A 25,082-nucleotide genomic window follows, 5' to 3' on the forward strand; every position below is an offset into this window, starting at 1 on the left:
GTTGTTGGTCACGCATTCAATAACATGGCCCGCATGACGTCAAGAGGTGCCGCGGCCAAGCGCGTGCGCAAGGCCCCCGCCGAGCGCCGGCAGGAGATCGTCGCGACCGCGGCCCAGGTCGGTCTCATCGAGGGCCTGGAGTGCGTCACGCTGCGCCGGGTCGCCGACGAGCTGGGCGTCCAGCCGGGCCTGGTCGGGCACTACTTCCCCGCCGCCGACCACCTGGTCGCCGAGGCGTTCGCGCACGCGACCCTGGCCGAGCTCGACGGCCTGCTCCCCGAGCGCGACCTCGACGCCGGCGACGCCGACGCCGTGGCGATCTTCCGGTCGTTCTTCGGGCTGATCGCGAGCAGCGAGTTCGACAACGTGAGCCGGCTCTGGCTCAACGCCCGGCACCTCTCCCGCTACCGGCCGGTGCTGCACGAGCACGTCGTCGCCCAGGAGCTGCTGTGGTGCCGGCGCCTGGAGCAGGTGGTCGCGGCGGGCGTCGCCTCCGGGCGCTTCACCAACACCGACGCCTGGGCCGCGGCGACCCGGATCCTGGTCGCGATCGACGGGACCAGCGCCTACGTCAACACCAGCGTCGAGCACCGGCGCGCGCCGATCGCCGACATGGTCCGCACGGTCGCCGAGGGCGAGCTCGGCCTGCCGGCCGGGGCGCTCGCCCCGGCCGACTGAGGCTCAGCAGCTCAGCGGCTCAGCCGCGCAGCAGGGCCGCGATCGCGTCGTACCCGCGGCGCTCGGCGTGCTGCAGCGGCGTGACGCCGTCGCGGTCGGCGATCGACGGGTCGGCGCCCGCGGCGAGCAGGATCCGGACGATCTCCTGGTAGTCCTCGTTGCCGTTGCCGAGCACGATCGCCTCGAGCATCGCGGTCCAGCCGAGGTCGTTGACGTGGTCGAGGTCGACGTCGGTCTGCACGACCCGGCGGATGTAGTCGACGTGCCCGCGCTCGCCCGCCGGGATGGGCGAGAGGCCGCCGTACCGGTTGCGGACGGTGAGGTCCGGGTTCGCCGGCAGCAGCGCCTCGAGCATCCGCACGCTGCCGGTCACGCCGGTCACCAGCCACGGGGTGTCGCGCCGGTCGTCGAGCGCGTCGGGGCTCGCGCCCAGGGCGACGAGCACCTCGGCGACCGCGACCCGGTCGTACGTCGACGCGAGCAGCAGCGCCGTGCGCCCGTTGCCGTCGCGGGTCTCGATGTCGGCGCCGGCGCGCAGGGCGACGGCGACGCCGTCGGCGTCCCCGGCCCGGGCGGCGCGCAGCAGCGCGGCGTTCGCGGCCTCCTGGCCGGCCGGTAGGTCTGCGGTGGTCACGTGCTCCAGGATCCTCTCCAGTCCGTCGTACCCACGCTCGCGGGCCATCTGCAGCGGCGTCAGCCCCGCGGAGGGCGACACCTCGTCGAGCGCGACCCCGCCCGCCGCGAGCACCCGCACCGTCGTCGCGTACGACGCGGTGTCCTCCCCCAGCCAGATCGCCTCGTGGATCGCCTGGTAGCCGATCCGGTTGACGTGGTCCCGGTCGATCCCGGCGCGCAGCAGCTCGCCCACGACCAGGCCGTGGCCGCGCTCGGCGGCGCGGATCAGGCCGGTGCCGTTCCAGCTGTCCTTGTCGTTCACCTTGGCGCCGTGGCGCAGGGTGAGCCGGAGCAGGTCGAGGTAGCCCTCGCTCGTCGCCACCAGGTACGCCGACGGCTCGGTGCCGTCCTTGGCGTTGACGTCCGCGCCCTGGCGGACCAGCCGGCGCGCCTGCGCCACGTCGTTCTTCCAAGCCGCGTCGCGCAGCCGCCGGTCGAGCACCGCCTGGTCCGGCACCGGCTCCGCCTCCGCGGTCACGGACGGCGTCCGCTCGACGGCGGCCGCGGTGTCGGGCGAGGCGTCCGGCGTCCCGGCCGGATCGCCGCCCCCGCACGCGCTCACCAGGAGCGCGAGCGGGAGCACGGCGACGGCTGCGCGACGCCTGCTCATCGGGTCGGGTCCGTGATGACCTGGTACGGACCTGAGGCGACCGGCTCGTCGAACTTGCTGTCGACGTACAGGATCCGGCCCTGGAGCACCTTCGCGGTGGTCAGCACCCGGTCGGGCGAGGTGGCCTTCTGGCGCACCAGCGAGGCGACGCGGCCGTTGTCGCTGAGCTCGAGCTTGGCGATCATCTTGCTGAAGTTGCGCACCACGGTGAGCCGGTTGCCGCGCAGCACCAGGCCGTCGGCGTTGACCAGGTCGGCCGAGCCGGTCCGCACCAGCGTCGCGTTGCCGGTGCGGGCGTTGAAGCGCCACAGCTTGCCGGTGTTGCCCTGCGCGACCACGAAGGCGCGACGGTTCTTGGTGAGCACGATGCCACCGAGGTTGAAGCCCGCCTCGCGGCTGATCTTGGCGCTGGCGTCGGACCACAGCTTGGCCTTCCAGCCACGCCGGCCCTCGGCCACGCGGAAGATCTGCGCGTCGTTCGAGTTCGTGAAGTACGCCGCCCCGTCGGGGCCGATCGCGACGTCGTTGAGGAAGACGTCCGTGCCCGGCGCCCGCAGCGCAGCGAGCAGCTTGCCCTTCTTGTCGTACACCCACAGGTCCGGACGCCCGGTGCCGATGCCGTTGGGACCGCCGGCGACGTACACACGGCCCTTCGCGTCGACGGTGATGCCCCGCGCCGTGAACCGGCCGTCGGTGCCGTCGCCCTTGAGCCACTCGCGGGTCTGCGCCGTGCCCACGACACCGCGGTGGATCTCGCCACCCGTGACCTCGCTGACGTAGAAGCGGCCGCGCCGCTCGTCGGCGCCGATGCCCTCGAACTTCGAGCCGGCCGGGTTGGCCTCGCTCACCGGGTCGCCGGTGAGCAGGTACGTCGCCGGGCGGGCCGGGCCGGGCCGGTGGTCGGCCTGGGCGAGCGCCGGAGCGGCGAAGGTGCCGACCGCCGTGGCGGCGAGCAGGGTGCTGGTGATCAGGTGGGTTCGCTTCATGTCCTCAACTCTGCGGGCCGGGACGGGGGCCGGACGTCGGGCAGCCGGCTAGCCCTCGATAGCCAATCGGTTGATGCCTCCGACCACCCTCCCTCCCTAGGGTGGGCGCACCATGACCTTGCCGTCCCTGCCCCTCTCCGTCCGGCGTCCTGCCGGGGTGCACGGCATCCTCGCGCCCGCCGCCCGGCTCGACCGGTGGCTGCTGGCGGTGCTCGTGGTGCTGCTGATCACCTCCGCCACCCGGTACGTCGAGCGGCACGGCTTCCACGCGACCGGAGCCGCCGTGCTCGCGGGTGCTCTCGTGCTCGGTCTCGCCTATGCGACGCGCGGGCTGCTGGCCGGTCGCGCCTGGTGGCCGACCGTGTGGGTGAGCGGGATGGTCGTGCTGTGGGGGGCGTTGACGGCCGTCGCGCCGTCGTTCGCGTGGTGCGCGGTGCCGGTGGCGTTCGCGGTGCTGCGGGTGCTGCCGTTCCCGTGGGCGGTCGGGATCGTCGTGCTGATGACGGTGCTGCTGACCGCCGCGTGGCAGCGGATCACCGACGGCTTCGACCCGGTCCAGGTGGCCGGGCCGATCGGGGTCGGGCTGGTCACCGTGCTCGCCTACCGGGCGCTCGACCTGGAGTCGCGGGCCCGGCAGGACCTGCTCGACCAGCTGGTCGAGGCGCAGGCCGAGCTGGCCGAGGAGCAGCACCGCACCGGTGCGCTGGCCGAGCGGACCCGGCTCTCCCGCGAGATCCACGACTCGGTCGGGCAGGGGCTGTCCAGCATCAACCTGCTGCTGCAGGCCGCCGAGCAGGCGTGGGACGCCCAGCCGGCGACCGCGCGCGAGCACGTCCGGACCGCGGCCGCGACCGCGCGCGACGGCCTCGACGAGGTACGACGGGTCGTGCGCGACCTCGCCCCCGCCGACCTCGCGACCTCCGCGGCGGCCCTGCCGGACGCGCTGCGCGCCGCGGCGGAGCAGGCCGACCCGGGCGGCGTACCGGTCGAGGTGCGGGTCGACGGCGCGCCCGTCGTGGTCCGGGCCGAGGTGGCGGCGGCGATCGTCCGCACCGCCCGCGGGGCGCTGGCCAACGCGCGCGAGCACGCCGGTGCGGGCCGGGTCGCGCTCACGCTGACCTACCTCCTCGACGAGGTGGTGCTCGACGTGCGCGACGACGGTCGGGGCTTCGATCCCGCGCAGGTACGGGCGATCGGCACCCGCGGCCGGGGACTGGCCGGCATCCGCGAGCGCGCCGAGGCGCTCGGCGGGCAGGCCGACATCGAGAGCGCGCCGGGCGAGGGGACGACCGTGTCGGTCCGCTTCCCCGTGCCGCGGCCGGAGGAGGAGAAGAAGCGATGATCCGGATCGTGCTGGTCGACGACCACCCCGTCGTCCGGGCCGGGCTGCGGGCGCTCGTCGACGGCCAGGAGGACCTGTCCGTCGTCGCCGAGGCCGACGGCCTGGAGCGGGCGCTGGCCGTGGTCACGGCCGAGGGGCCGGACGTCGTCCTGATGGACCTGAGCCTGGGAGCCGGCGAGGCCGGTGGTGCCGAGGTGACCGCCGCGGTGCGGGCGCTGCCCGACCCGCCCGAGGTGCTGGTGCTGACGACCTACGACACCGAGTCCGACATCCTGCGGGCGCTCGAAGCGGGCGCCCGGGGCTACCTGCTCAAGGACGCGCCGCCGGACGAGCTGTTCGCCGGCATCCGCGCCACGGCCCGGGGCGAGACGGTGCTCGCGCCGTCGGTCGCCGCGACACTCGTGCGCCGTACGACGCCGGGGGCGACGACCATCACCGAGCGCGAGGTCGAGGTGCTCGAGCTCCTCTCGCGCGGACTGGGCAACAAGGAGATGGCACGCGAGCTGTTCGTCTCCGAGGCGACGGTGAAGTCCCACCTGTCGCACATCTACACCAAGCTCGGGGTCGACACCCGGGCCGGCGCCGTCGCGGCCGCGATCGAGCGCCGCATCATCCGAGCCTGATCACCGAAGCCTGAGGAGGCACCCGTCATGGCCGTGTCCGCGGAGGACCTGCGACACCTGGAGCGTTGCGTCGAGCTGGCCGAGGCCGCCGTCGCGATGGGCGACGAGCCGTTCGGCTCGGTGCTCGTCGCGCCCGACGGCAGCGTGCTGATGGAGGACCACAACCGGGTCAGCGGCGGCGACGGCACCCGTCATCCCGAGCTGGCGATCGCGCTGTGGGCCGCGGCGAACGTCGCCCCGGACGAGCGCGCCGCGCTCACCGTCTACACCTCCGGCGAGCACTGCGCGATGTGCTCGGCCGCCCACGCCTGGGCCGGGCTGGGCCGGATCGTGTTCGCGACGTCCACCCCCCAGCTCGTCCAGTGGTACGCCGAGCTCGGGCTCCCCGCCTCACCCGTGACCGCGCTGCGGATCACCGAGGTCGCGCCCGGGATCCCGGTCGACGGACCGGTCGACGCCTTCGCCGAGCGGGTGCGCGCGCTGCACGAGCGGCACCATCTCGCGTAAGCAACGAGAGGGTGCGGCGTCCTTTCCTCGTGAACGTCCTGACTGCCGCACCGTGCCCGACCGCCCTGCCCAACGCCGGCGGGCCGTCGATGATCCTGGTCGTGGTCGGCGTCATCGCCGTCGTGACGGGCGTCGTCCTGCTCGCCCGGGGCCGCCGTGGCGGCATGACCGCGGCGCTGGTGCTCGCGGCCCTGTGCCTGGGCGGGCTCGGGTTCGCCGTGTCGTCGGCGCCCTCGGCCGACGCGGCGGGCGGCGGCACCTGCGGAGCGTCCGGACCGCCCAGCGTGGCGGGCACCGCCGACAGCTCGGACCCCACGCCCACGGCCGGTCCGACGGACCCCACCACCGCGCCGACCGCCACGGCCACCGCGACGGCCACGGCGACCGCCACCCCCACGGACCCCACGTCCACGCCGACCGACCCCACGACGTCCGCCCCGGCCGGCGCCTGCACCGCGGTCAACGACAAGAGCCTGACCGCCGACACCGACGGTGACGGGGTGGCCGACGCCTGCGACGTCGACACGGACAACGACGGCATCCCCGACACGGTCGAGGACACCAGCAACAACGGCAAGTTCGAGGACGACGACATCGACGGCGACCTCCTCATCACGCCCGTGCTCGGTGACGGCGTGCCGTCGTACCGCGACCTCGACTCCGAGAACGACGGCATCCTCGACCTGTTCGAGTCCGGCATCCCGCGGGCGCAGATCGACCAGCTCGACACCGACCGCGACGGCATCATCGACGCCGGCAACAGCTTCGGCGCCAACGGCCTGGCCGACGCCCTGGAGACCTCGCCCGAGTCCGGCGTGCTCGCCTACACGATCCGCAACACCGACGGGGACAGCACGCCGGACTTCGTGGACCTCACCAGCGCCGGCGGTACCGAGCTGGACCTCTACGCCATCGGCCGCTCCGACCTCGACCAGCTCGGCGGGGGCTTCATCAGCGTCGGCTCCGACCCGGACGCCGACGGCATCCAGCCCGGCGCCGACACCGCCGTGACCGTCCGCGGGGCGCCTGGCTCGCCGCTGTCGCCCTACGGCAGCTGAGCCACGCCCTAGGCCAGGTCGGCCAGCGGCACCGACGGGTCCCGGACCGCGGCACTCGCCGGCCCGCCGACGACGGCGCGCAGCGGATCGATCGCGTCCCAGTCGTTGAGGTGCAGGCCGGCCAGGACCCGGTCGCCGCGCAGCCACAGCACGCTGGCCTCGCGAGCGGCCAGGTCACCACGCACGACGAGCTCGTCGTAGCCCTGGGCGTCGACGTGGCCGACGTACTCCATGCCGAGGTCGTACTGGTCGGTGAAGAAGTACGGCAGCCGCGTGTAGGGCGCGTCGTCGCCCAGCAGCACCCGCGCGGCGTGCTTGCCGTGCTGGATGGCGGTGTCCCAGTGCTCGACGCGGATCCGGGTGCCGAGCACGGGGTGGTCGTGGAGGGCGACGTCGCCGACCGCGAGGACGTCGGGGTCGTCGGTGCGCAGCCCGGCGTCGACCAGGACGCCGTGGTCGGTGGCCAGTCCCGCGCTCGCGGCCAGGCCGTCGCCGGGCGTGACGCCGATCGCGACCAGCAGCAGGTCCGCGACGACCGGCTCGGCGCCGGCCACGTGGACGACGGCCCGCCCGCCGTCGTGCTCGATCGCGGTCACCTCGGCGCCCAGGCGCAGGTCGACGCCGTGCTCGCGGTGGAGGTCGGCGAAGACGGTCGCCAGCTCGTCGCCGAGCACCCGCTGCAGCGGCAGCGCCGCGGACTCGATGACGGTCACCTCGGCGCCCGCCTGCCGGGCCGCGGAGGCCACCTCGAGGCCGATCCAGCCGGCGCCGATGACGGCGACGCGGCCGGAGAGCCGGTCGCGGAGCCGCAGCGCGTCGTCGAGCGTGCGCAGGTAGTGCACCGGGGCGCCCGACGCGTCGGCCATCGCCAGGCGGCGCGGGGTGGCACCCGTGGCCAGCACCAGCCGGTCGTAGGCCAGCTCGGAGGCCCCGAGGCGCACCCGCCGGCGCTCGCGGACGATCGCGGTCGCGGTGGTCCCGACGCGCAGGTCGACCCCGTGCTCGTCGTACCAGTCGCGGGGGTGGACGAACACCGAGTCCGGCTCGGCCGAGCCGAGCAGCAGACCCTTGGACAGCGGTGGCCTCTCGTACGGCGCGTGCGGCTCCTCGCCCACCACCACGAGATCGCCCTCGTAGCCCTGGGCACGGAGCTCGGTCACGACATGGGCGGCGGCCAGGCCGGCGCCGATCACGGTCACGTTCATCGTCGTCCTCTCGTCAGGTCGGGCCGAACACGCAGAACTCGTTGCCCGCCGGGTCGGCCAGGACCGTCCACCGGGCGTCCTCGTCGGGCGGGCGCAGCACCTGGGCGCCGTGCTCGACCACCGCGTCGACGTCCGGGGCGGTGAGGTCGAGGTGGACCCGGTTCTTCACCGTCTTGGGCTCCGGCACCGGGACGAACACCAGGTCCGCGAACGGCGCCCCCGGCACCTGCTCCACCCAGGACCAGCGGCCCTGCTCGTCGTCGCGGTGGACCCCGCCGAGCAGCTCGGCCCACCACGCCGCCAGCACCGCCGGATCGGCGCAGTCGACGACCACCTCGAGCAGCCGCTCGCCCGGCCCCGGTGGGTCGGCGCGCTCGAAGACGCACAGCTCGCCGCCCTCGGGATCGCGCAGCACCTTCCACGGGAAGGTGTCGAGGTCGATCGGCGTCGCCCCCAGCGCGAGGACGTCCTCGACGTCGTGGGCGTGGACGTCGAGGTGCACGCGCTGCTTGACCAGCACCGGCTCCGGGACGGTGTTGACCCAGATCGTGTGCTGCCGCGTCGGCCCGGTCAGCCGGACGTCGCCGTCGTCGAGCGGCTCCACCGCGAGCCCCAGCGCCGCACCCCAGAACGTCCCGAGGAGCGCCGCATCGGTCGCGTCGAGGCACAGGTCCTGGTACGTCGCGAGGGCCATGGCCCCCACGCTACGACGCGGGACCAGGCGGGAGCGAGAGTTGTGTCGGACCCTTGAGCAGACTGTTCCCATGACCGCCGACGACGACCGCGACATCCCCACCGAGCTCACCGACACCGAGGTGGTCTCCGAGCGCTGGGACGGTGCGGACCTCTCCGGGCGCACGTTCCGCCAGGTGACCTTCCTCGACGTCGACCTGACCGAGACCGTCGCCACCGGCGCGACCTTCGAGCAGTGCACCTTCCGCGACTGCGACCTCAACGTCAGCCGGTTCACCGACTCCGCGTTCGTCAACTGCACGTTCGTGCGCTCCTCGGTCTTCGGAGCGCGCCTGCACGGCTGCAAGCTCGTCGGCACCCAGTTCGAGCGCTGCCGGTTCGGCGCCTTCGAGGCGGTCGGCGGCAGTTGGCGGTTCGTCCGGCTGCCCGCGGCCGACCTCCGCAAGACCACGTTCCGCCGGGTCGACCTGCGCGAGGCCGACCTGTCCGGTGCGCGCTTCAACGGGGCGACCCTGCACCACCTCGACCTGCTGGGCGCCGAGCTGCACCAGACCGACTTCACCGGGGCCGACCTGCGCGGCTCCGAGCTGTCCACCTTCGACCTGACCACGACGATCGTCCGCAACGCCGTCGTCGACCTCGACCAAGCCGTCGCCCTGGTCCGCACGCTGGGGATCGACGTCCGGGAGGAGGTGCCCTTGGACCTCGAGCTCTGAGCCGCAGGCCCGCTCAGTCGAGGCCGGTGACCGCGCGGGCGGCGCGGTGCAGCTCACGTCGTACGGTCGCGCGGGGGACGCCCTGCCCGACCAGCTCGGCCGACGAGCGGATCAGCCCGGCGACCAGCAGCGCCCGTACCCTCCTGGTCGCGGGGTCCGCGCCGCCGGCCTGCAGGACGTCGTCGAGCGTCGCGTACAGCTCGCGGTGCCGCTGCCCGAAGTGGGCGAGCACCTCGGGCGCGAGCTCCGGCGCGGCCGCGCTGGCGTCGACCAGGGCGATGTGCGCCTCGTCGGTGACGAAGTCGAGCTGGACGTCGAGCCACGCCTCCAGCGCGGCGACGGTCGGTCCCTGCTCGGCGACGACGGCCCGGGAGCGCTCGAGGAGCGGGTCCATCTCCAGGTCGAACCAGCGCTGGAGGATGTGCCCCTTCGTCGGGAAGTACCGGTAGAGCGACGTCCGGCTCAGCCCCACCGCGCCCGCGATGTCCCCGAGGGACACCGCCGCGACCCCGCGCTCGGCGAACAGCCGCCGGGCGGCGTCGACCACGGCCGCCTCCTGCGCGACCACGTGCTCGGCGATGTTCGCTCCGGTGATCCGCGGCATCGGGTCGGCTCCTGGGGTCGGGCGGGCTAGGTCGTCGAGCGCTCCACGACGGCCCCGGCGGCCGTGGCGGCCACCTGGACCACGCCGCGCTGGAGGTGCAGGTGCCGGTCGGCACGCGCGGCCTGCTCGGGGTCGTGGGTGACGACCACCGTAGCCGCGCCCACGCGCCGTGCCTCGGCGACCAGCAGGTCGAGGACCGCATGACCCCGCTCGGGGTCGAGCGAGGCGGTCGGCTCGTCGGCCAGGACGACGCTCGGCTCGTTCATCAGGGCCCGGGCGATCCCGACCCGCTGTCGCTCCCCGCCGGACAGCTCGGCCGGACGCGCGTCGAGCCGGTCCCCGAGCCCGACCCGGGTGAGCAGCTCGACCGCCCGGGCGCGCGCGACGCGGTCGAGGTTGCCCGCGATGTGGGCGACCACCTCGACCTGCTCGCGCGCGGTCAGCGCGGGCAGCAGGTTCGGCGACTGGTAGACGATGCCGATCTCGTCGCGCCGCAGCCGGACCCGGTCGCGGTCCCGCAGTGCCGTCGCATCGGTCCCGGCGACGACGACCCGGCCCTCGTCCGGGGTCCGGAGCAGTCCGGCCACGGCGACGAGCGTCGACTTCCCCGAGCCGGACGCCCCGGTGACGGCGACGGTCTCCCCGGCGCCGACCTCGAGGTCGAGCCGGTCGAGGAGCACGCGGCGGGTGGTGCCGTCGGGGACGGCGACGGTGATGTTCTCGAGACGGATGGACACGGCGACTCTCCTGATCGTGGCTGCGGTGGGCGGTGGGCGGTGGCGGTGGCCGGTGGCCGGCGGCGGCCGGTGGCCGGCGGTGGCCGGCTAGTCGGCGCTGCGCAGCGCCATCGCGGGGTCGACGCCGACCACGCGGCGGATCCCGGCCAGGCAGCCGAGCAGGCCGGTGACGACGAGCAGGCCGAGGGCGGCGAGGGCCGGCCCGAGGGCGAGCCGGAACGGTACGGCGGTCCCGGCGACCAGCCCGCCCACGGCGAAGGCGACGAGCCCGCCGAGCACGGTCGCGCCGACGAGGACGACGCTGAGCTGGCCGAGGGCGTCGCGGGCGACGTACGCCCGGGAGGCGCCGAGTGCCTTGAGCACGGCGATCTGGCGGGCGCGCTGCATCGTCCAGACCACGAAGAAGGCGCCGACGATGAGCGCGGAGATCACCAGCAGGAACCAGCGGATCATCGCCATGGTCTGGGTCTCGCCCGCATAGCCGGGCGAGCCGGCGTACGCCTGCTCCTTGGTGACCGTCTCGGTGCCGGTGGCGGCGTCGATCCGGGTCGCGGCGGCGGCGATCGTGTCGGGATCGCCGCGGAGCGCGAGGGCGGAGTAGCGGCCGCGGGCGTTGTCGCCGTAGAGCAGCTCCTGCCAGGTGTCGAGGCCGGTGAACGCGATGTCCACGTGGCCGTACGAGCCGGCGTAGGTGAAGCCCAGCACCGGCAGGCGTACGTCGGCGCCGACCACGGTGAGCTCGTCACCGACGGCGATCCCCTGCTCCTCGAACTCGTGGCTCAGGACCAGCCCCGGCCGGCCCTCGAGCGCGGCCTCGGCGTCGTGCCGGGGCGCGAGGAACGACCCCGCCGGTACGCCGAGCAACGCGATGTCGACCGTGCTGCCGGACGCGGTCCGGGCGTTGACGAAGGACACCCCGAGCGGGGACGCCTCGACCCCGTCGACGCCGGACCAGGCGGCGAGGTCCTCGTCGGTGAGCGTCGAGCGGCTGAACGTCTCGTCCGCGCCCGACTGGAACGCCAGGTGGGTCATCGGGAGCCGGCGCAGGCCGGAGATCCCGTCGTCGACCAGGCCGTTGGCCAGACCCGAGAGCAGCGTGGTCAACAGGGCCACGAGCGCGATCACCGCGCCGACCAGCACGAACCGGCCGCGGGCGACCCGCAGCTCCCTCAGCGCGAGAAACATCCGGAACCCACCCTTGCTCCCGTTAGCGACACCATGTCGCCATCATAGCGACAGGGTGTCGTCAAACAAGGATCCGCGCGAGCCGGCCGCGCGACGCGCGGTCGCGACGGCGCCCGGCGACTAGGGCGCGGGGACCCCCTGCTGGACCGCCGCGAGCACGGCGTCGAGCGTGGCCTTGAGCTCGGGGACCTGGTCGAGCAGCTCGAGCTTGTCGTTGAGGTCGCCGAGCAGGTTCTGGACCTGTCCGAGCACGTCGCGGGTCTCGACCAGGGTCTGGTCGACGTTGACCATGCGCTGGTCGACGTTCGAGAGCTTGTCGTCGACGCTGGTCAGGGTGCCGTCGACCGAGCCGAGCGTGCGGTCGACGTTGGTCAGCGCGGTCTCCGCGCTCTTGAGCACCTTGTCGGCGCGCTTGAGGATGTCGGCGACGGGGTTGAGGCCCACAGATTCTCCTTCGGTACGACGCGCCGCACGTGCCGCGGCGCGGGAGCAGGTGCCGGCCACCCTCCCAGACCGGCCCCCAGAGCCGGTCGGAACGCGGCCTCCGCGAGTCCTAGGCCAGCCGCCCCAGGACCGGCTCCGACTCGACGAGCCCGTCGTCGCTGGGCGCCTCACCGCGGCCGAAGACCCTGTCGCGCTGCTTCGCGCGCCAGGCCAGGTGCGCCTCGGCGGGCTTGTCGTACCCGTAGCGCTCGCGGGCCTGCTGCGGCGTGAGCACCTCCGGGGTCACCGGTGGCACGCCGAGCAGGACCGGCGCGACCACCGGGACCGTGCTGGGAGAGAGCAGGCCGAGGACGCGCAGCTGGACCCGCTTGCTCGCCGCGACCGCGAGGAAACTCGCGCGCAGCACCGGGCGGGCGAGGGCGTCGGTAAGCCGGGACTGGTGCAGGTCGCCCATCTCGCGCATCCAGTGCGGGAGCGTGGCGATGACGCCGGCCCGGAAGAAGCGGCCGACCACCCAGCGCGCGGGGCGCAGGACGGCGGGGACGTCGTCGGCGAGCTGGCTGACGTCCATCAGGTGGGCCATGGCCCGGCGGGCGATGGGCGAGCCGGACATGACCGGGCGCATCCGCTCGTAGTACGCGTGCAGCTCGGCGCGCGAGCGCGGGACGTCGGCCGGGTCGCAGGTCTGGAGCTCGGCGGCGCGGGCGCACTCGGCCCAGTACTGCGCCTCGTCGGCCTCGGAGAGCCGGCCGGGGCCGTACATCTCGTAGGCCTTGAGCACCGAGTGCCAGCCGGTGACCAGGATCCAGAGCTGGGAGTCGGGGTCGTTGGCGTCGTACTGGCCGCCGCCGTAGGGCTCGGTCCCGATCGCCTTGCTGTGCACCTTGACCAGGACGTCGGCCGCCCGCGAGGTCGCCCGGCTGTCACCGAAGGCGACGAGCGCGAAGTAGTGGATGGTGCGGTCGTAGCGGGTCTTCGGGCGCCGGTAGATGTCCTGGGTCCGGTCCACGGACGCCACGAGGTTGGGGTCGAGCTCCTCGACGACGACCGCCCGGCTGAAGCCGATGGTCAGCGACGTCGGGTAGCCCCAGACCTTCCAGGCCACCGAGTCCGGGCCGAAGAATCCGTAGTCCTCGGCCGGCGTGACATCGCGGCCGCTCTTGCTGATCGCCATGGGGCTAGAATGCTACACATGTGTAGTAAAGGGAAGACCCTAGGCTGACGTCATGCCCGAGCAGACCCGCAAACGTCGGCCGTACGCGCCTCGCGTACCGATCGCCGTCCGCCGCGAGCAGCTGCTCGACGCCGCGCTCACGCTCATCGACCGCGACGGGTACGACGGCGTGTCCATCGACGCGATCGCGCGCGAGGTCGGCGTCACCCGGCCGGTCGTCTACGGCGCCTTCGACGGCCTCGGCCCGCTGCTCACCGCGCTGCTCGACCGCCAGCAGGAGCGGGCCCTGGCCCAGCTCTTCGCCGCGCTCCCCCTCGGCGCCGACGGCGCCGACCCGCTGGCGGTCATCGACCGGGCGGTGCCGGCGCTGCACACGATGGTGCTCGCCGACCCGGTCACCTGGCGCGCGATCCTCGCCTCCCCGGCGGACGTGCCCGACGTCGTCCGCGACCGGATCGAGGAGGACCGCGAGCGGGTCCGGGCGGTCATCGAGCAGATCATCACCGCGGTGCTCGCCGACACCGGCGAGCCGATCGACGCCGAGGTGCTGGCGCACGGCATCCTCGCGCTGCTCGACCACTTCGGCCGGCTGGTGCTCGCCGACCCGGGCCGGTTCACCGCCGACCGGCTCGGCGCGGTCGCCCGCTCCCTCGTCGCGGCGTGGCTGCCGTGAGCCGGTCGTCCTCGGCGGTCCGGCTCGCCCGCCCCGCCGACGCGTACGTCGTGGGCGGGCTGCTGTTCGACTTCAACACCGAGTTCGACACGCCCACGCCGAGCGCGGCCGACTTCGGCGACCGGTTCACCCGCCTGCTCGCGCGCCCCGACGTCCTCGTGGTGCTCGCCGAGGACACCGGGAGCGGCGAGCCGACCGGGTTCGCCTTCCTGACCCTGCGTCCCACGCCCTACGGCGACGGCCCGCTGGCCCAGCTCGAGGAGCTCTACGTCCGCCCCGCCCTGCGCGACGCCGGCATCGGGACGGCGCTGCTGACCCGGGCGCTCGCCGAGGTCGAGGGACGCGGGGCCATCGAGATGCAGATCAACGTCGACGAGGTCGACGTGGACACCCGGCGGTTCTACGAGCGGCACGGCTTCACCAACGTCGAGCCGGGCACCGACGAGCGGATGCTCTGCTACCTGCGGGAGCTGCGGTGAGCGGCCCCCGGCTCCGCCCGGCCCGGACCGGCGAGGCCGCGCTGCTGTCGGCGCTGGCGCTGCGGTCCAAGGGGCACTGGGACTACGACGCGGAGTTCCTGGAGGCCTGCCGCGACGAGCTGACGCTGCGCGACGACGAGCTCGCGGGCCGGCGTACGGTCGTCGCCGAGCTCGACGACGGACGCGTCGCCGGCTTCGGGACGCTCGAGGGCGCGGCCCCGACCGGTGAGCTCGGCATGCTGTTCGTCGACCCCGACGCGATCGGCCGCGGCGTCGGGCGCGCCCTGCTCGGCCACCTCGTCGCCGAGGCCCGCGCACTCGGGTTCACGCTGCTGACGATCGACGCCGACCCCCACGCCGAGGCGTTCTACCTCGCGGCCGGGGCGGTGCGGGTGCGGGCGGTGCCGTCGGAGTCGATCCCGGGGCGGGTGCTGCCCCAGCTCGAGCTCAGCCTCGTGCCGGAGGCTCCGCGCTGAACTCCCCCGGCGTCAGGCCGGTGACCGCCCGGAAGTCGCGGGTGAAGTGCGCCTGGTCGGCGTACCCGAGCTCGGCGGCGACCCGGGCCAGGTCGACCGGGGCCCCGATGCGGAGCAGGTCCGCGGCGTCGTGCAGCCGTCGGCGCTGGATCAGCCACTTGGGCGAGAGCCCGATCCGGCGGCGCAGCAGGCGCTGGAGCGCGCGCTCGCCGATGTCGAACTTGGCGCAGACCTGACCGACGCGCTGCACCTCGCGCTCGCCCTCGACGTACTCGACAACGGCGTTGACGAGCCGCCCCTCGGCGTCCACCGGAGCGAGGACGGCGAGCGCCTCGGCGACGAGCGCGCACGCCTCCTGCTGGCGGGTCACCTCGGCCGGGTCGTCGCCGAGCACCGCGCGCACGCCGGCCAGCAGCCCGGCCCCGTCGAGCGCGGTCACGGTCGCGAGGTCGCGCCGCTCGTTGGTCAGCCCGGCCACCGGGCCGCCGGCGAGCGCCAGTCCCGGCGCGGGTTGCAGCATCACCCCGACCGCCCACCCGCGACCGGCGAGCTCCTGGGTGCTCAGGCCGCTGTGGGGCCCGACGAGCTGGCCGCCGGTGGAGCCGAGCACCACCTGGCAGACCGGGTACTGCAGCACCCGCTGGACCGACACCTCGCCGTCGGGGAGCGACCAGACCGGCACCCAGAAGCGCCGGATGACGTCCGCGAGCTCCGGCGGCGGCGCATAGCGCCGCAGCGACGGGCTGAACCCCCGCGCGTCGCGCAGCTGGGCGGGCTCGGTCAGGTCGAGCGGGCCGTCAGGCGTCCAGCGGGGCATGTGTCGGATTCTTTCAAGACCGCTGTCGGCGGGCCAGGACATCGTGGGCCCCATGACCACCACGACCACTCCCAGCCCCGTGACCGAGCTCATCGCGTTCACCATCGACACGCCGGACGCCGGCCGGCTCGCCCGCTTCTACGCCGACCTCACCGGCGGCGAGGTGACCTTCGAGGACACCACCTACGGCTACGCCCAGGCGGCGCTGCTCGGCGCGACCTTCAACTTCCAGACGGTCGCGGACTACTCCCGCCCGGAGTGGCCCGGCCAGGAGCACCCCCAGCAGTTCCACCTCGACTTCCGGGTCGGCGACCTCGCCACCGCCCGCGCCCACGCCGAGGGCCTCGGCGCGCAGCTGGCGCCGGGTCAGGCCGACGGCGACGGCGGGGCCGGCTGGCTGGTCATGGTCGACCCCGACGGGCACCCGTTCTGCCTGTGCCCGCCGCCGGCCGCCGAGGGTCAGGACGGCTGAGCCGCACCCGGTTCGCGACAGGCGACGAGCAGCCCGATCCGGCCGTCCTGCACGACGACGTCGTCGGCGCCCAGGAGGGTGAACCGCCGGTCGAGCACGCCCGTCGTCCCGCCCGACGTACGACGGGCGCCGAGGATCTCGAGCCGCAGCCGGACCGTGTCACCGGGCCGGATCGGCGCCACGAAGCGCCACTCGTCCACGCCCAGCAGGGCGACCGAGCAGCCCTCGAAGACGCCGAGGCGCGAGGCGAGGCCCATCGCGACGGACATCCCGAGGAGTCCGTGGGCGATGGGCCCGCCGAAGCGGCCGTCCGGACCGGAGGTGACCACCGCGTCGGTGTGCACCGGGTTGGTGTCCCAGCTCCACCCGGCGAACGTCACCAGGTCGGTCTCGGTGATCGTGCGGCCCTGGCTCTCGAAGACCTGCCCGGCGGCGAAGTCCTCGAACGCCCAGGACGTCGGCAGCGGCTGGCTCACCCGGCCATCATCGGCGGCGCCGGCGCCGGACGACGAGCACCACGCCGACCACCGCGGCCATCGCGGCCAGGACCGGCACCGCCCGCCGGGCGAGCGAGGGCGCGACCAGCCGGAGCAGGTCGGCCGAACCGCCGGACGCCGGGGCCGGGGCCACGGCGGCGACCGGGGCACCGGCCCCCTCTGCTCCACCCACCGGACCGAGCTCGACCGCGAGCGCCGCGGCGAACTGGTCCATCAGCCGCCCGCTCACCTCGCCGATCACGCCGCGGCCGAACTGCGCCGCCTTGCCGGTGATGTCGAGGTCGGTCCGGACCGAGACCTGCGCGGTCCGGTCGTCGCCGGTCACGGCGGCGACGATCCGGGCGCTCGCGGCGCCGTTGCCGCGAGCGTCCCGGCCGGAGCCCTCGATCACGGCGCGGTGCGCGGCGTGGTCCTTCTCGACGAAGCGCGCCTGGCCGGCGTACTTGAGCGAGACCGGACCGAGCTTGACCTTCACCTCACCGGTGAGGTCGTCGCCGTCGACCGTGGTCACCGTCGCCCCCGGCAGGCAGGGGGCGATCCGCTCGATGTCGAGGAGGACGTCCCAGACGTCACCGACCCCGCGCGGCACCGTGAACGAGTGCTCCAGCTCCATGGTGCGACTCCTACTTGAAGGCGTTCTTGAGGACCGGCGCCCACTTCTCGTACACGGCGGCGACGTCATCGACGTGCGGGCCGGCGAGGGGGTTCGGGATGTCGGCCAGCGGCGGGAACAGCTCACCCGGGTCGACGCCGTCGAGGGTCGGCAGGTAGCCGCCCTGGACCGCCTGCTGCTGGGCCGGGGCGCTGTAGAGGTAGTTCATGAGCAGCTCCGAGCCCGCCTTGTTGGGCGCACCCTTGGGCAGCGCGAGGAACAGCGGCGAGGTGATGTTGGCGTCCTGGAGCGGGAAGTCGAACTTCAGGTCGAGTCCGCCGGCCTCCTTCTGCGCGGCGAAGACCGAGTAGGAGTGCGCGAGCATCAGGTCCTTCTCGCCGGAGCCGACGGCGTTGAGCGCGGCGCCGCTGTCGGCGTACCCGGTGTAGTCGGACTTCGCGAGCCCGGCGACGTCGGCCTCGTCGATGATCCCGGCGTCGAGCAGGTAGGTCAGCATGCCGGCGGTCAGGCCGGTGATGGTCGGGTCGACCGCGGCCGCGGAGCCCTCGAAGTCGCCGCCGGCGACCTGCTTCCACGTCGTCGGTACGGCGGACTCGGGCGCGTCGGTCGGGACGACCGGACCCCAGGGGGTGAGCGCGTGGGCGTAGTAGCCGGCCGGGTCCTTGGCGATGTCCGCGAGCTGGTCGGCCTGGATCGGCGTCATCGCGTCGAACGCCTTCTGGGCGTGCAGCGCGCCGATGACCTCGACGGTGCCGGAGGTGACGCCGACGGCGACCCGGCCGCTGGAGACCTCGGACGAGACCTTGGTGATCGTGTCGGGCGCGTTGAGCTGGGTGCCCGCGACCTTCAGGCCCGGGAAGGTCTTCTCGAACGCGTCGAAGCTGGACTGCAGCGGCAGCGCCGCCAGCCCGTAGAAGTTGATGTCCTCGCCGTTGTCGACCGCCTTCTCGTACAGGTCGGCCATCTTGGTGGCGGTGGCGTTGTCGATGCCCTGCTTCTCGAGCGAGCTCACGACGTCGGAGCGCTCGGCTCCCGCGACGGCGTCGTCCCCGCAGGCGGACGTGAACAGCGCGATCGCACTGACGATCGCGATTCCTGCCAGCTTTACCTTCATGGTTTCCTCCGGATCGGCTTGAGCCCCCGAACGCTCCTTGCGGATGATCGTCGGTTCGGCCGGGGCCGGTCACAACCGGGATTGCACTATCCGCAACGGCCTCGGACGACGGCACGAGAACGCCCCGCCGGCAGCCGGTGTGCGGCTGCCGACGGGGCGTCGGGATCGGTGGCGGAGGGGTCGGGCGAGGGCGCTCAGAACTGCCCGGCGAGCTCGGGACGGGCCGGCCAGCCCTGGTAGGGCACGGCCGAGACGCCGACCTCGGCGCGGGCCGCGGCGGTGTGCTGGCGGGTGATCTCGGCGGCCGCGGCGAGCAGGGTCCGGGCGACCGGGGCGACGTTGGCCGGGTCGACGAGCACCGGGCTCGCGGCACCGAGGGTGGCGACGACCTTGCGGCCGGTGGTCCAGATGGGGACCGCGACGATGCCGCAGCTGCGGTCGTCGAGGACGCCGTAGGAGTGGCCGGCCTCGCGGTCCTGGCGCACCCGCGCGACGAACCGGTCGAGCGCGGGCTCGTCGAGCCCGCTGTAGCCGAGGATCTCGCGGATCTCGTCGGGGCTGCTGCCGTAGAGCAGGGCCCGGCCGGTCTCGGTGCCGGCGACCGGGTACATCATCCCGATGCTGGCGACCACGGGCTGCACCTCCGGAGGCTGGTCGGACCACACCGTCACCGCCCGGTCCCCCCGCCGTACGACGAGGAAGACGCGGCAGCCGGTCATCGCCACCGCCCGGCGCACCACCTGGGCACCGACCCGCATGAGCGGCTGGTCGGCCGCCCGCATGCCGAGGCTGTAGATCGCCGGGCCGAGCCGGTAGGTCTTGCGCTCCGGGTCGCGCTCGACCCAGCCGGCCTCGGTGAGCACCTTGAGGGTGCGCGAGACCTGCGACTTGTCGGCGCCGAGGTAGTCGGCGATCCGGTTGTTGCCCCAGCCGTGCGCGTCCTCGCACCAGGCCCACTGCTGGAGCACCTCGAGGATCTCGATGCCGCGACGCAGGGTGCTGAGGTCGTGGGCACGGCCCGGTCCGGTACTGCTGCTGCTCGTCGCCACGGGCCCGCCTCCTGTCTGCGCGGTGCGCTCGGTACCCATCACAGCACGCCCGCGGCCACCGGGGGAACGGTCGGACCCGACGGGTTCGGGGACGCCGCTTCGCCGTCGCCGCGGAACAGCGCGACGCCCTCCTCGGGCAGCACCAGGTCGACCTGCTCGCCGGGCACGGGGATGCTGCGGCGGTGCCGGCGCAGGGTGACGTCGTCGACGCTGCCGCGGAGCAGCAGGCCGTCGTACCGGGCGTCGAACTCGGTGAGGCCGCCGACGTAGGCGACCGTCTCGACGGTGGCGGCGATCCGGCGGCCGGGTGCCTCGTCGACGTCGGCGAGCCGGACCTGGTCGCGGCGCAGCGCGACCACGCTGGGGACGCCGGAGAGCGCCGGCTCGCTGCGCACCGGCAGCACCGCGCCGGTCCCGGTCGCGACGACGACCTGGGCGGCGGCGTCGGGCGTGACGTCGATCAGGTTGTCGAAGCCGAAGAAGTCCGCGATCCGGCGGTTGGTCGGGCGGCTGTAGACCTCGACCGGGTCGCCGAACTGGACGAGGTCGCCGTCGAGCATCACGCCGACGTAGTCGGAGACGGCGAGCGCCTCCTCGTGGTCGTGGGTGACGAAGAGGGACGTCGTGCCGGAGTCCTGGTGCACCTTGCGGATCTCGGCGCGCAGGCTGCGGCGCAGCCGGGCGTCGAGGTTCGAGAGCGGCTCGTCGAACAGCAGCACGCGGGGGTCCCGGGCGAGCGCCCGGGCGATGGCGACGCGCTGCTGCTGGCCGCCGGAGAGCCGCGCGGGGGTGCGGTCGGCGTACCCGTCGAGGCCCATCATCCCCAGCAGCTCGTCGGTACGACGACGCCGCTCGGCGCCGCGCACCCGCTGGATCTTCATCGGGTAGGCCACGTTCTGCCGCACCGTCATCTGCGGCCACAGCGCGTAGTTCTGGAAGACCATGCCGATGCTGCGGCGCTCCGGGCCGACGAAGGTTCGCGCCGCGGGCGCGTCGACCACCTTGTCGCCGATGCGCACCTCGCCGGCGGCGAGCCGCTCCAGGCCGGCGATCGTGCGCAGCGTGGTGGTCTTGCCGCAGCCCGACGGCCCGAGCAGGGTGACCAGCGCGCCCTCGGGCACGTCCAGGTCGAGACTGCGGACGGCGGTCTGCCGACCGTACCGGACCGCGGCTCCCGCCACGGAGATGAACGTGCTCATGACGCCCTCGAATCGTTGTGCCGGAGGCCGGCCAGCTTGGACAGGATCAGGACCACCGCGCCGACGCCCACCCAGATCACCAGGTTGACCAGGATCAGGCTCGCGGCGACGCCGACGTCGCCCTCGCGGTAGCGGGTCATCGCCTCCACCGAGAGGAGGGTGGTCTGCGGAGTGGACAGCAGCAGCGGGACGGCGACGTTGGACGAGATGACGACCGCGCCGACGAACCAGGCGGCCAGCAGCCCCGGCGGGAGCAGCGGCAGCACCGAGCTCACCCAGGCCCGGACCGGGCCGGCGCCGTGGAGCCGCGCCGCCTCGTACAGCTCGGGCGAGATCTGCCGGACCGGCCCGTCCGCCGCCCGTACGCCGACCGGTGCCGCCGCGATGAACAGGCCGAGCAGCATCAGCCACACCGTCCCGAACAGGCCGCGCCCGCCGGGCACGGTGAGCGCGACGACGAACACCGCGACGCCGAGCAGGATCCCGGGCAGCGTGGTCGCCAGCCACACCGTCGTCGAGAGGAGCGCGCTGCGGCGCGCGCTGGTGCGGTAGACGACCCAGCTGATGACGACGCAGAAGACCGCGATCGCCAGGCCGCCGAAGCCGGCCAGGACCCACGAGTTCACGATCGCCTCACGCAGGCCGTCGTCGTCGGCCATCCGCTCGACGTGGCGCGAGGTGAACGACGTCCAGTCGCCCATCCTGTCGCCGAACGCCGAGTGCACGATCTGCGCGACGGGCAGCAGGAAGCCGATGGCGACGAACACCAGGATCACGGCCGAGTGGACCGGGCGGGTGCGCCCGAGCGAGGTGCGCTCCATGCTGCCGCTCTTGCCGCTGACGGTGACGAACTCCTTGCCGCGCAGGAGCCGGCGCTGCCAGACCACGAGCAGCGCGATCACGCCCATCACGGGCAGCGCGAGCGCGGCGGCGGCCGGGTAGTTGGCGCCGGTCGGGCCGATCAGCAGGGCGAAGACCTGCGTGGACAGCACCCGGTTGCCGGCCGGCGTCCCGAGGATCAGCGGGATCTCGAAGGCCTCCAGGGTCTGGATGACCGCGAGGATCGCGGCGCCGATGATGCTCGGCGCGACCACGGGCACCAGCACGGTGAACAGCGTGCGCAGGCGACCGGCGCCGGCCAGGCGCGCGGCCTCCTCGAGCGGCCGGGCGACGTGCATCATCGCGGGGGCGATGAGCACGAACGAGAACGCCGTCGAGCGGATCGCCGCGACGAGCACCATGCCGGTCCACGACTGCGCGTGGAACGGGCCGTCGGCGCGGTCGAGGCTGAGCACGCCGCGCAGCACCTCGTTGATCAGGCCGGTGCGCGGGCTGCCGAGGACGTCGAAGGCGATCGCGTAGAACAGCGACGGCGTCACGATGATCGCGATCATCACCAGCGGCAGCAGGGCGCGGAACCAGGCGTCGGTCCGGGCGAAGAGCCAGGCGAAGTAGACCGCGCCGATCGTCGAGAGGACGGTGACGGCGAGGGAGTACAGCGCGGTCGCCTTGAGGACGCCGAGCGCCTCGCCGCCGCCGAGGCCGTCGCGCACGCCCTGGAGGCTCCAGCCGGTGCGCATGCCCGGCGGACCTTCCTGGAAGGCGAGCAGGACCGCCATCACCAGCGGCAGGATGAACAGCGCCAGGCAGACCAGCACCAGCACGTCCGTGCCGAGGAATCGAGTCGACAGGCGACTCCTGAGAGAGATGCTCACCAGATGCTCCGTGGTGCTCGTGCGATGGGGAAGGGTGTGACGCGGACCACGCGTCGTGGGCCGACCGTATTGCACCTTTGCAGAAGGATGCAATAGTCTTTGCAGAAATTCACGAGCGCGTGACGCACGCGGAACACGAGGTGGCGATGTCCCAGAAGTCCGGCACCGACGCGGCATCCTCCGCTGCCCGGCGGCAGTGGCTCGCCTCCCTGCTCGGGGGGCGCGACTTCTCGCCCAAGCAGCTCGCCGTCGCCCGCTTCATCGAGGGCAACGTCTACGCCGCCGAGACGCGCACCGCCAGCGAGGTCGCCGAGCTGGCCGAGGTCAACGTCGCCACGGTGGTGCGCTTCGCGCAGTCGCTCGGCTTCTCCGGCTGGCCGGCCTTCCAGGCCGAGCTGCGCAGCCAGGACCGCTCGCACCAGCTGCCCACCGAGATCGCCCGGCGCCAGCTCGGCGACGAGAACCCCTTCGAGGCCACGCTCCAGGCCGACATCACCTCGCTGAGCACCGCGCTCGAGACCGTCGACCAGGACCAGCTGCGGGCGACCGCCGAGCTCATCGCGGGCGCTCGTCGTACGGTCGTGGTGAGCGCGGGCAGCTACTCCGCCGTCGGCCAGATCCTGGCCTTCAACGCCTCGCTCATGGGCTTCCCAGTGACCGTCGCCCCCCAGGGCGGGCCCGAGCTCGCCGTCGCGCTGGCCGGGCTCGACGAGTCCGACTGCGCCGTCGGGATCAGCTTCTGGCGCCTGGGCCGCCAGGTCGTCTCGGCGATGGACACCCTGCAGGAGCGGGGCGTCCCGACCGTCGTGATGAGCGACTCGCTGCTCTCGCCGTTCGCCCGGCGCGCGCGGCACACGGTCGTCGTACCGACCGTGGGGGCGTCGATCTTCCAGTCCCTGACCGCTCCCGTGTCGGTCACCTACGCCCTGCTCGCGATGCTCTGGGAGCTGGCCGGCGACGGCCGCGCCGAGCGCACCCTGCACTCCATCGAGGAGATGTACGGCGCGCTCGGCGTGCTCGATCGCTGATCTTCCGGCCCCCGCGAAGTGCGCGGGTTGCTGGTCCGAAGTACGGCGGTTGCTGGTCCGAGATCCGACTCTCGGTGCAGCAGCCCTCGCACTTCGTCCCAGCAACCCACGCACCTCGCGGACCTAGAGCAGCGAGGTCCGCAGGTCCCGCTTGAGGATCTTGCCGCTGGCGTTCTTGGGCAGCGCCTCGACGAGCACGACCTGCTTGGGCACCTTGAACCCCGCGAGCCGCTCGGCGCAGTGGGCACGCAGGTCCTCGGGAGCGGCCGCGGCGCCCGGCTTGAGGACGACGGCCGCGGCGACCTGCTCGACCCACTGCGGGTGCGGCAGGCCGACCACGGCGGCCTCGGCGACGGCGGGGTGGAGGTAGAGGCACTCCTCGACCTCGCGGCTGGCGACGTTCTCGCCGCCGGTGTTCACCATGTCCTTCTTGCGGTCGACGATGGTCAGGAAGCCGTCCTCGTCGAACACCCCGAGGTCGCCGCTGTGGAACCAGCCGCCGGCGAACGCGGCCTCGGTGAGGTCGGGACGGCGCCAGTAGCCGGTCATCAGCTGCGGGCTGCGGTGCACGATCTCGCCGACGACGCCGGGCGGCACCGGCTGGTCGGCGTCGTCGACGACGCGGGTCTCGACGTTGAGCGCGGGGCGTCCGGCGCTGCCGAGCTTGGTGGCCGCGTACGCCGGCTCGAGGATCGTCGCGATGGGACTCATCTCGGTCTGGCCGTAGAAGTTCCACAGCTCCAGGTCGGGCAGCCGCTCGGCGAGCTGGTGGAGCACCTCCACCGGCATCGCCGCGGCGCCGTAGTAGCCCTTGCGCAGGGTCGACAGGTCGGCGCCGGGGGTGGCGTCGAGCTCGGCCAGCAGCGCGATCCAGATCGTGGGCGGCGCGAAGAACTTCGTGACGCCGTAGCGGGCCGCGTCGGCGACGATCCGGGCCGGCACCGGACGGCTGTGCACGATGCTCGTCGAGCCGAGCAGGAGCGCCGGCGTGAGGAAGCAGTGCAGCTGCGCCGTGTGGTAGAGCGGCAGCGTGTGGAGCTCGACGTCGTCGGCACTCATCCGGCCGCCCACGATGACGCTCGTGTACTGCGCCATCAGCGCCGCGGACGTGAGCATCACGCCCTTGGGGTGGGACTCCGTGCCGCTCGTGTAGAGCAGCTGGATGAGCTCGTCGGGGGCGACGTCGGCGGCCGGGAGCACCGGGCCGTCGTACGCCAGGAGGGTGGTGAGCTCGGTCCAGCCCTCGGCAAGCGGGCCGCCGTCCACGGTGATCTGGACGCGGCGCGCGACCGGAGCAGCGAGCCGGGCCAGCGCGTCGGCGACGGTGCCGACGAACTCGGTGGCCACCGCGACGCCGGTGCAGCCGGCGTCGTCGAGGATGTAGGCGATCTCGTCGGCGTTGAGCATGAAGTTCACCGGCACGGAGACCGCGCCCATCCGGGCCAGCGCGAGGTAGAGGATCGCGAACTCGTCGCTGTTGCGCGCGACGATGCCGAACCGGTCGCCGCGGGCGACGCCGTCGGCGGCGAGGGCCGAGGCGGTCCGGGCGACGACGTCGTCGAGCTCGGCGAAGGTGCGCTCGGTCGCGCCGTAGACCAGCGCGGTCTTGTCCGGGACCCGGGCGGCGGTGCGCGGCAGGATGTCGCCGATCGCGTTGCGGCGGGCGGCGGCGGTCAGGTGGTCGGGCACGGTTCTCTTCTCCTCGGTGGGTTC

The 25,082-nt window shown here is 73.7% G+C and carries 28 protein-coding genes; 11 read left to right on the forward strand and 17 right to left on the reverse strand.

Annotated features, from left to right (window positions below; all coding sequences use genetic code 11):
• Positions 1–33: 33 nt before the first annotated feature.
• The gene (locus CCO04_RS10050) at positions 34–678 is read left to right on the forward strand and encodes a TetR/AcrR family transcriptional regulator (RefSeq protein ID WP_215814007.1); all 645 of its coding nucleotides are present in this window, start codon (positions 34–36) and stop codon (positions 676–678) included.
• Between the two features lie 19 nt (positions 679–697).
• On the opposite strand, the gene CCO04_RS10055 is transcribed toward CCO04_RS10050, so the two are convergent.
• Together CCO04_RS10055 and CCO04_RS10060 are read right to left on the reverse strand one after the other, a co-directional pair.
• Complete coding sequence (locus CCO04_RS10055; protein WP_215814008.1) at positions 698–1,963, reverse strand: ankyrin repeat domain-containing protein; 1,266 nt, start codon at positions 1,961–1,963, stop codon at positions 698–700.
• Positions 1,960–2,949: an SMP-30/gluconolactonase/LRE family protein gene (locus tag CCO04_RS10060; RefSeq protein ID WP_215814009.1), complete on the reverse strand. Its 990-nt coding sequence runs from the start codon at positions 2,947–2,949 to the stop codon at positions 1,960–1,962. The genes CCO04_RS10055 and CCO04_RS10060 overlap by 4 nt, the downstream gene beginning before the upstream one ends.
• Before the next feature lie 112 nt (positions 2,950–3,061).
• On the opposite strand from CCO04_RS10060, the gene CCO04_RS10065 reads away from it, so the two are divergent.
• Genes CCO04_RS10065 through CCO04_RS10080 form a run of 4 tightly spaced genes read left to right on the forward strand, consistent with a single transcriptional unit; the run spans position 3,062 to position 6,479 of the window.
• Positions 3,062–4,291: a sensor histidine kinase gene (locus CCO04_RS10065; protein WP_215814010.1), complete on the forward strand. Its 1,230-nt coding sequence runs from the start codon at positions 3,062–3,064 to the stop codon at positions 4,289–4,291.
• Entirely contained in the window at positions 4,288–4,914 is a 627-nt protein-coding gene (locus tag CCO04_RS10070; protein WP_215814011.1) for a response regulator transcription factor, read from the forward strand. The genes CCO04_RS10065 and CCO04_RS10070 overlap by 4 nt, the downstream gene beginning before the upstream one ends.
• Positions 4,915–4,941: 27 nt before the next feature.
• Entirely contained in the window at positions 4,942–5,421 is a 480-nt protein-coding gene (locus CCO04_RS10075; protein WP_215814012.1) for a nucleoside deaminase, read from the forward strand.
• A gap of 29 nt (positions 5,422–5,450) precedes the next feature.
• The gene (locus CCO04_RS10080; protein ID WP_215814013.1) at positions 5,451–6,479 is read left to right on the forward strand and encodes a thrombospondin type 3 repeat-containing protein; all 1,029 of its coding nucleotides are present in this window, start codon (positions 5,451–5,453) and stop codon (positions 6,477–6,479) included.
• An 8-nt stretch (positions 6,480–6,487) separates the two neighbouring features.
• On the opposite strand, the gene CCO04_RS10085 is transcribed toward CCO04_RS10080, so the two are convergent.
• Together CCO04_RS10085 and CCO04_RS10090 are read right to left on the reverse strand one after the other, a co-directional pair.
• Positions 6,488–7,684 (reverse strand): NAD(P)/FAD-dependent oxidoreductase, encoded by a 1,197-nt coding sequence (locus CCO04_RS10085; protein WP_215814014.1) that lies wholly within the window; start codon positions 7,682–7,684, stop codon positions 6,488–6,490.
• 13 nt (positions 7,685–7,697) lie between these two features.
• Complete coding sequence (locus tag CCO04_RS10090) at positions 7,698–8,378, reverse strand: VOC family protein (protein ID WP_215814015.1); 681 nt, start codon at positions 8,376–8,378, stop codon at positions 7,698–7,700.
• Positions 8,379–8,448: 70 nt separating this feature from the next.
• Here CCO04_RS10090 and CCO04_RS10095 point away from each other — a divergent pair, with 70 nt between their 5' ends.
• Positions 8,449–9,093 carry a pentapeptide repeat-containing protein gene (locus CCO04_RS10095; protein WP_215814016.1) on the forward strand — a complete coding sequence of 215 codons (645 nt, stop codon included), beginning with the start codon at positions 8,449–8,451 and terminating at the stop codon, positions 9,091–9,093.
• 13 nt (positions 9,094–9,106) lie between these two features.
• Here CCO04_RS10095 and CCO04_RS10100 read toward each other — a convergent pair whose 3' ends face one another.
• The 5 genes from CCO04_RS10100 to CCO04_RS10120 all read right to left on the reverse strand — a co-directional run bounded on the left by CCO04_RS10100 (position 9,107) and on the right by CCO04_RS10120 (position 13,237).
• Positions 9,107–9,697 carry a TetR/AcrR family transcriptional regulator gene (locus CCO04_RS10100; protein WP_215814017.1) on the reverse strand — a complete coding sequence of 197 codons (591 nt, stop codon included), beginning with the start codon at positions 9,695–9,697 and terminating at the stop codon, positions 9,107–9,109.
• A gap of 26 nt (positions 9,698–9,723) precedes the next feature.
• A complete protein-coding gene (locus CCO04_RS10105) occupies positions 9,724–10,434 on the reverse strand; it encodes an ABC transporter ATP-binding protein (RefSeq protein WP_215814018.1) in 711 nt (236 codons plus the stop codon).
• Between the two features lie 87 nt (positions 10,435–10,521).
• Complete coding sequence (locus CCO04_RS10110; RefSeq protein ID WP_215814019.1) at positions 10,522–11,619, reverse strand: ABC transporter permease; 1,098 nt, start codon at positions 11,617–11,619, stop codon at positions 10,522–10,524.
• Between the two features lie 120 nt (positions 11,620–11,739).
• Positions 11,740–12,063 carry a hypothetical protein gene (locus CCO04_RS10115; protein ID WP_215814020.1) on the reverse strand — a complete coding sequence of 108 codons (324 nt, stop codon included), beginning with the start codon at positions 12,061–12,063 and terminating at the stop codon, positions 11,740–11,742.
• A 109-nt stretch (positions 12,064–12,172) separates the two neighbouring features.
• A complete protein-coding gene (locus CCO04_RS10120; protein WP_215814021.1) occupies positions 12,173–13,237 on the reverse strand; it encodes an oxygenase MpaB family protein in 1,065 nt (354 codons plus the stop codon).
• Between the two features lie 52 nt (positions 13,238–13,289).
• Between CCO04_RS10120 and CCO04_RS10125 the strand changes: the two genes are divergently transcribed.
• The 3 genes from CCO04_RS10125 to CCO04_RS10135 are packed head-to-tail and all read left to right on the forward strand — an operon-like array spanning position 13,290 to position 14,865.
• Positions 13,290–13,910: a TetR/AcrR family transcriptional regulator gene (locus CCO04_RS10125; RefSeq protein ID WP_215814022.1), complete on the forward strand. Its 621-nt coding sequence runs from the start codon at positions 13,290–13,292 to the stop codon at positions 13,908–13,910.
• Positions 13,907–14,389, forward strand: a complete 483-nt coding sequence (locus CCO04_RS10130; protein ID WP_215814023.1) for a GNAT family N-acetyltransferase — start codon at positions 13,907–13,909, stop codon at positions 14,387–14,389. The genes CCO04_RS10125 and CCO04_RS10130 overlap by 4 nt, the downstream gene beginning before the upstream one ends.
• A complete protein-coding gene (locus CCO04_RS10135; RefSeq protein WP_215814024.1) occupies positions 14,386–14,865 on the forward strand; it encodes a GNAT family N-acetyltransferase in 480 nt (159 codons plus the stop codon). Before CCO04_RS10130 ends, CCO04_RS10135 begins: the two co-directional genes overlap by 4 nt.
• On the opposite strand, the gene CCO04_RS10140 is transcribed toward CCO04_RS10135, so the two are convergent.
• Positions 14,837–15,682 carry a helix-turn-helix domain-containing protein gene (locus CCO04_RS10140; RefSeq protein ID WP_215814025.1) on the reverse strand — a complete coding sequence of 282 codons (846 nt, stop codon included), beginning with the start codon at positions 15,680–15,682 and terminating at the stop codon, positions 14,837–14,839. The genes CCO04_RS10135 and CCO04_RS10140 overlap by 29 nt on opposite strands.
• Positions 15,683–15,734: 52 nt before the next feature.
• On the opposite strand from CCO04_RS10140, the gene CCO04_RS10145 reads away from it, so the two are divergent.
• Positions 15,735–16,154, forward strand: coding sequence for a VOC family protein (locus CCO04_RS10145; RefSeq protein ID WP_215814026.1), 420 nt, complete (start codon positions 15,735–15,737; stop codon positions 16,152–16,154).
• On the opposite strand, the gene CCO04_RS10150 is transcribed toward CCO04_RS10145, so the two are convergent.
• From CCO04_RS10150 to CCO04_RS10175, 6 genes are all read right to left on the reverse strand, one after another.
• The gene (locus CCO04_RS10150) at positions 16,142–16,630 is read right to left on the reverse strand and encodes a MaoC/PaaZ C-terminal domain-containing protein (protein WP_215814027.1); all 489 of its coding nucleotides are present in this window, start codon (positions 16,628–16,630) and stop codon (positions 16,142–16,144) included. The two genes, CCO04_RS10145 and CCO04_RS10150, sit on opposite strands and share 13 nt — an antisense overlap.
• Before the next feature lie 7 nt (positions 16,631–16,637).
• Complete coding sequence (locus tag CCO04_RS10155) at positions 16,638–17,264, reverse strand: SRPBCC family protein (protein ID WP_215814028.1); 627 nt, start codon at positions 17,262–17,264, stop codon at positions 16,638–16,640.
• A gap of 10 nt (positions 17,265–17,274) precedes the next feature.
• Complete coding sequence (locus CCO04_RS10160; RefSeq protein ID WP_215814029.1) at positions 17,275–18,378, reverse strand: ABC transporter substrate-binding protein; 1,104 nt, start codon at positions 18,376–18,378, stop codon at positions 17,275–17,277.
• Positions 18,379–18,572: 194 nt separating this feature from the next.
• On the reverse strand, positions 18,573–19,427 hold the full coding sequence (locus CCO04_RS10165) for an IclR family transcriptional regulator (RefSeq protein ID WP_215814030.1): 855 nt from the start codon (positions 19,425–19,427) through the stop codon (positions 18,573–18,575).
• A gap of 38 nt (positions 19,428–19,465) precedes the next feature.
• Positions 19,466–20,626, reverse strand: coding sequence for an ABC transporter ATP-binding protein (locus tag CCO04_RS10170; protein WP_215814031.1), 1,161 nt, complete (start codon positions 20,624–20,626; stop codon positions 19,466–19,468).
• Complete coding sequence (locus CCO04_RS10175; RefSeq protein WP_215814032.1) at positions 20,623–22,341, reverse strand: iron ABC transporter permease; 1,719 nt, start codon at positions 22,339–22,341, stop codon at positions 20,623–20,625. The genes CCO04_RS10170 and CCO04_RS10175 overlap by 4 nt, the downstream gene beginning before the upstream one ends.
• Before the next feature lie 146 nt (positions 22,342–22,487).
• Between CCO04_RS10175 and CCO04_RS10180 the strand changes: the two genes are divergently transcribed.
• The gene (locus CCO04_RS10180) at positions 22,488–23,369 is read left to right on the forward strand and encodes a MurR/RpiR family transcriptional regulator (RefSeq protein ID WP_161605361.1); all 882 of its coding nucleotides are present in this window, start codon (positions 22,488–22,490) and stop codon (positions 23,367–23,369) included.
• A gap of 123 nt (positions 23,370–23,492) precedes the next feature.
• Here the strand turns inward: CCO04_RS10180 and CCO04_RS10185 are convergent, their stop codons facing one another.
• A complete protein-coding gene (locus CCO04_RS10185; protein WP_215814033.1) occupies positions 23,493–25,058 on the reverse strand; it encodes a fatty acyl-CoA synthetase in 1,566 nt (521 codons plus the stop codon).
• Positions 25,059–25,082 lie beyond the last annotated feature (24 nt).

This window comes from Pimelobacter sp. 30-1 (genome assembly GCF_018831735.1).
GTDB lineage: Bacteria > Actinomycetota > Actinomycetes > Propionibacteriales > Nocardioidaceae > Nocardioides.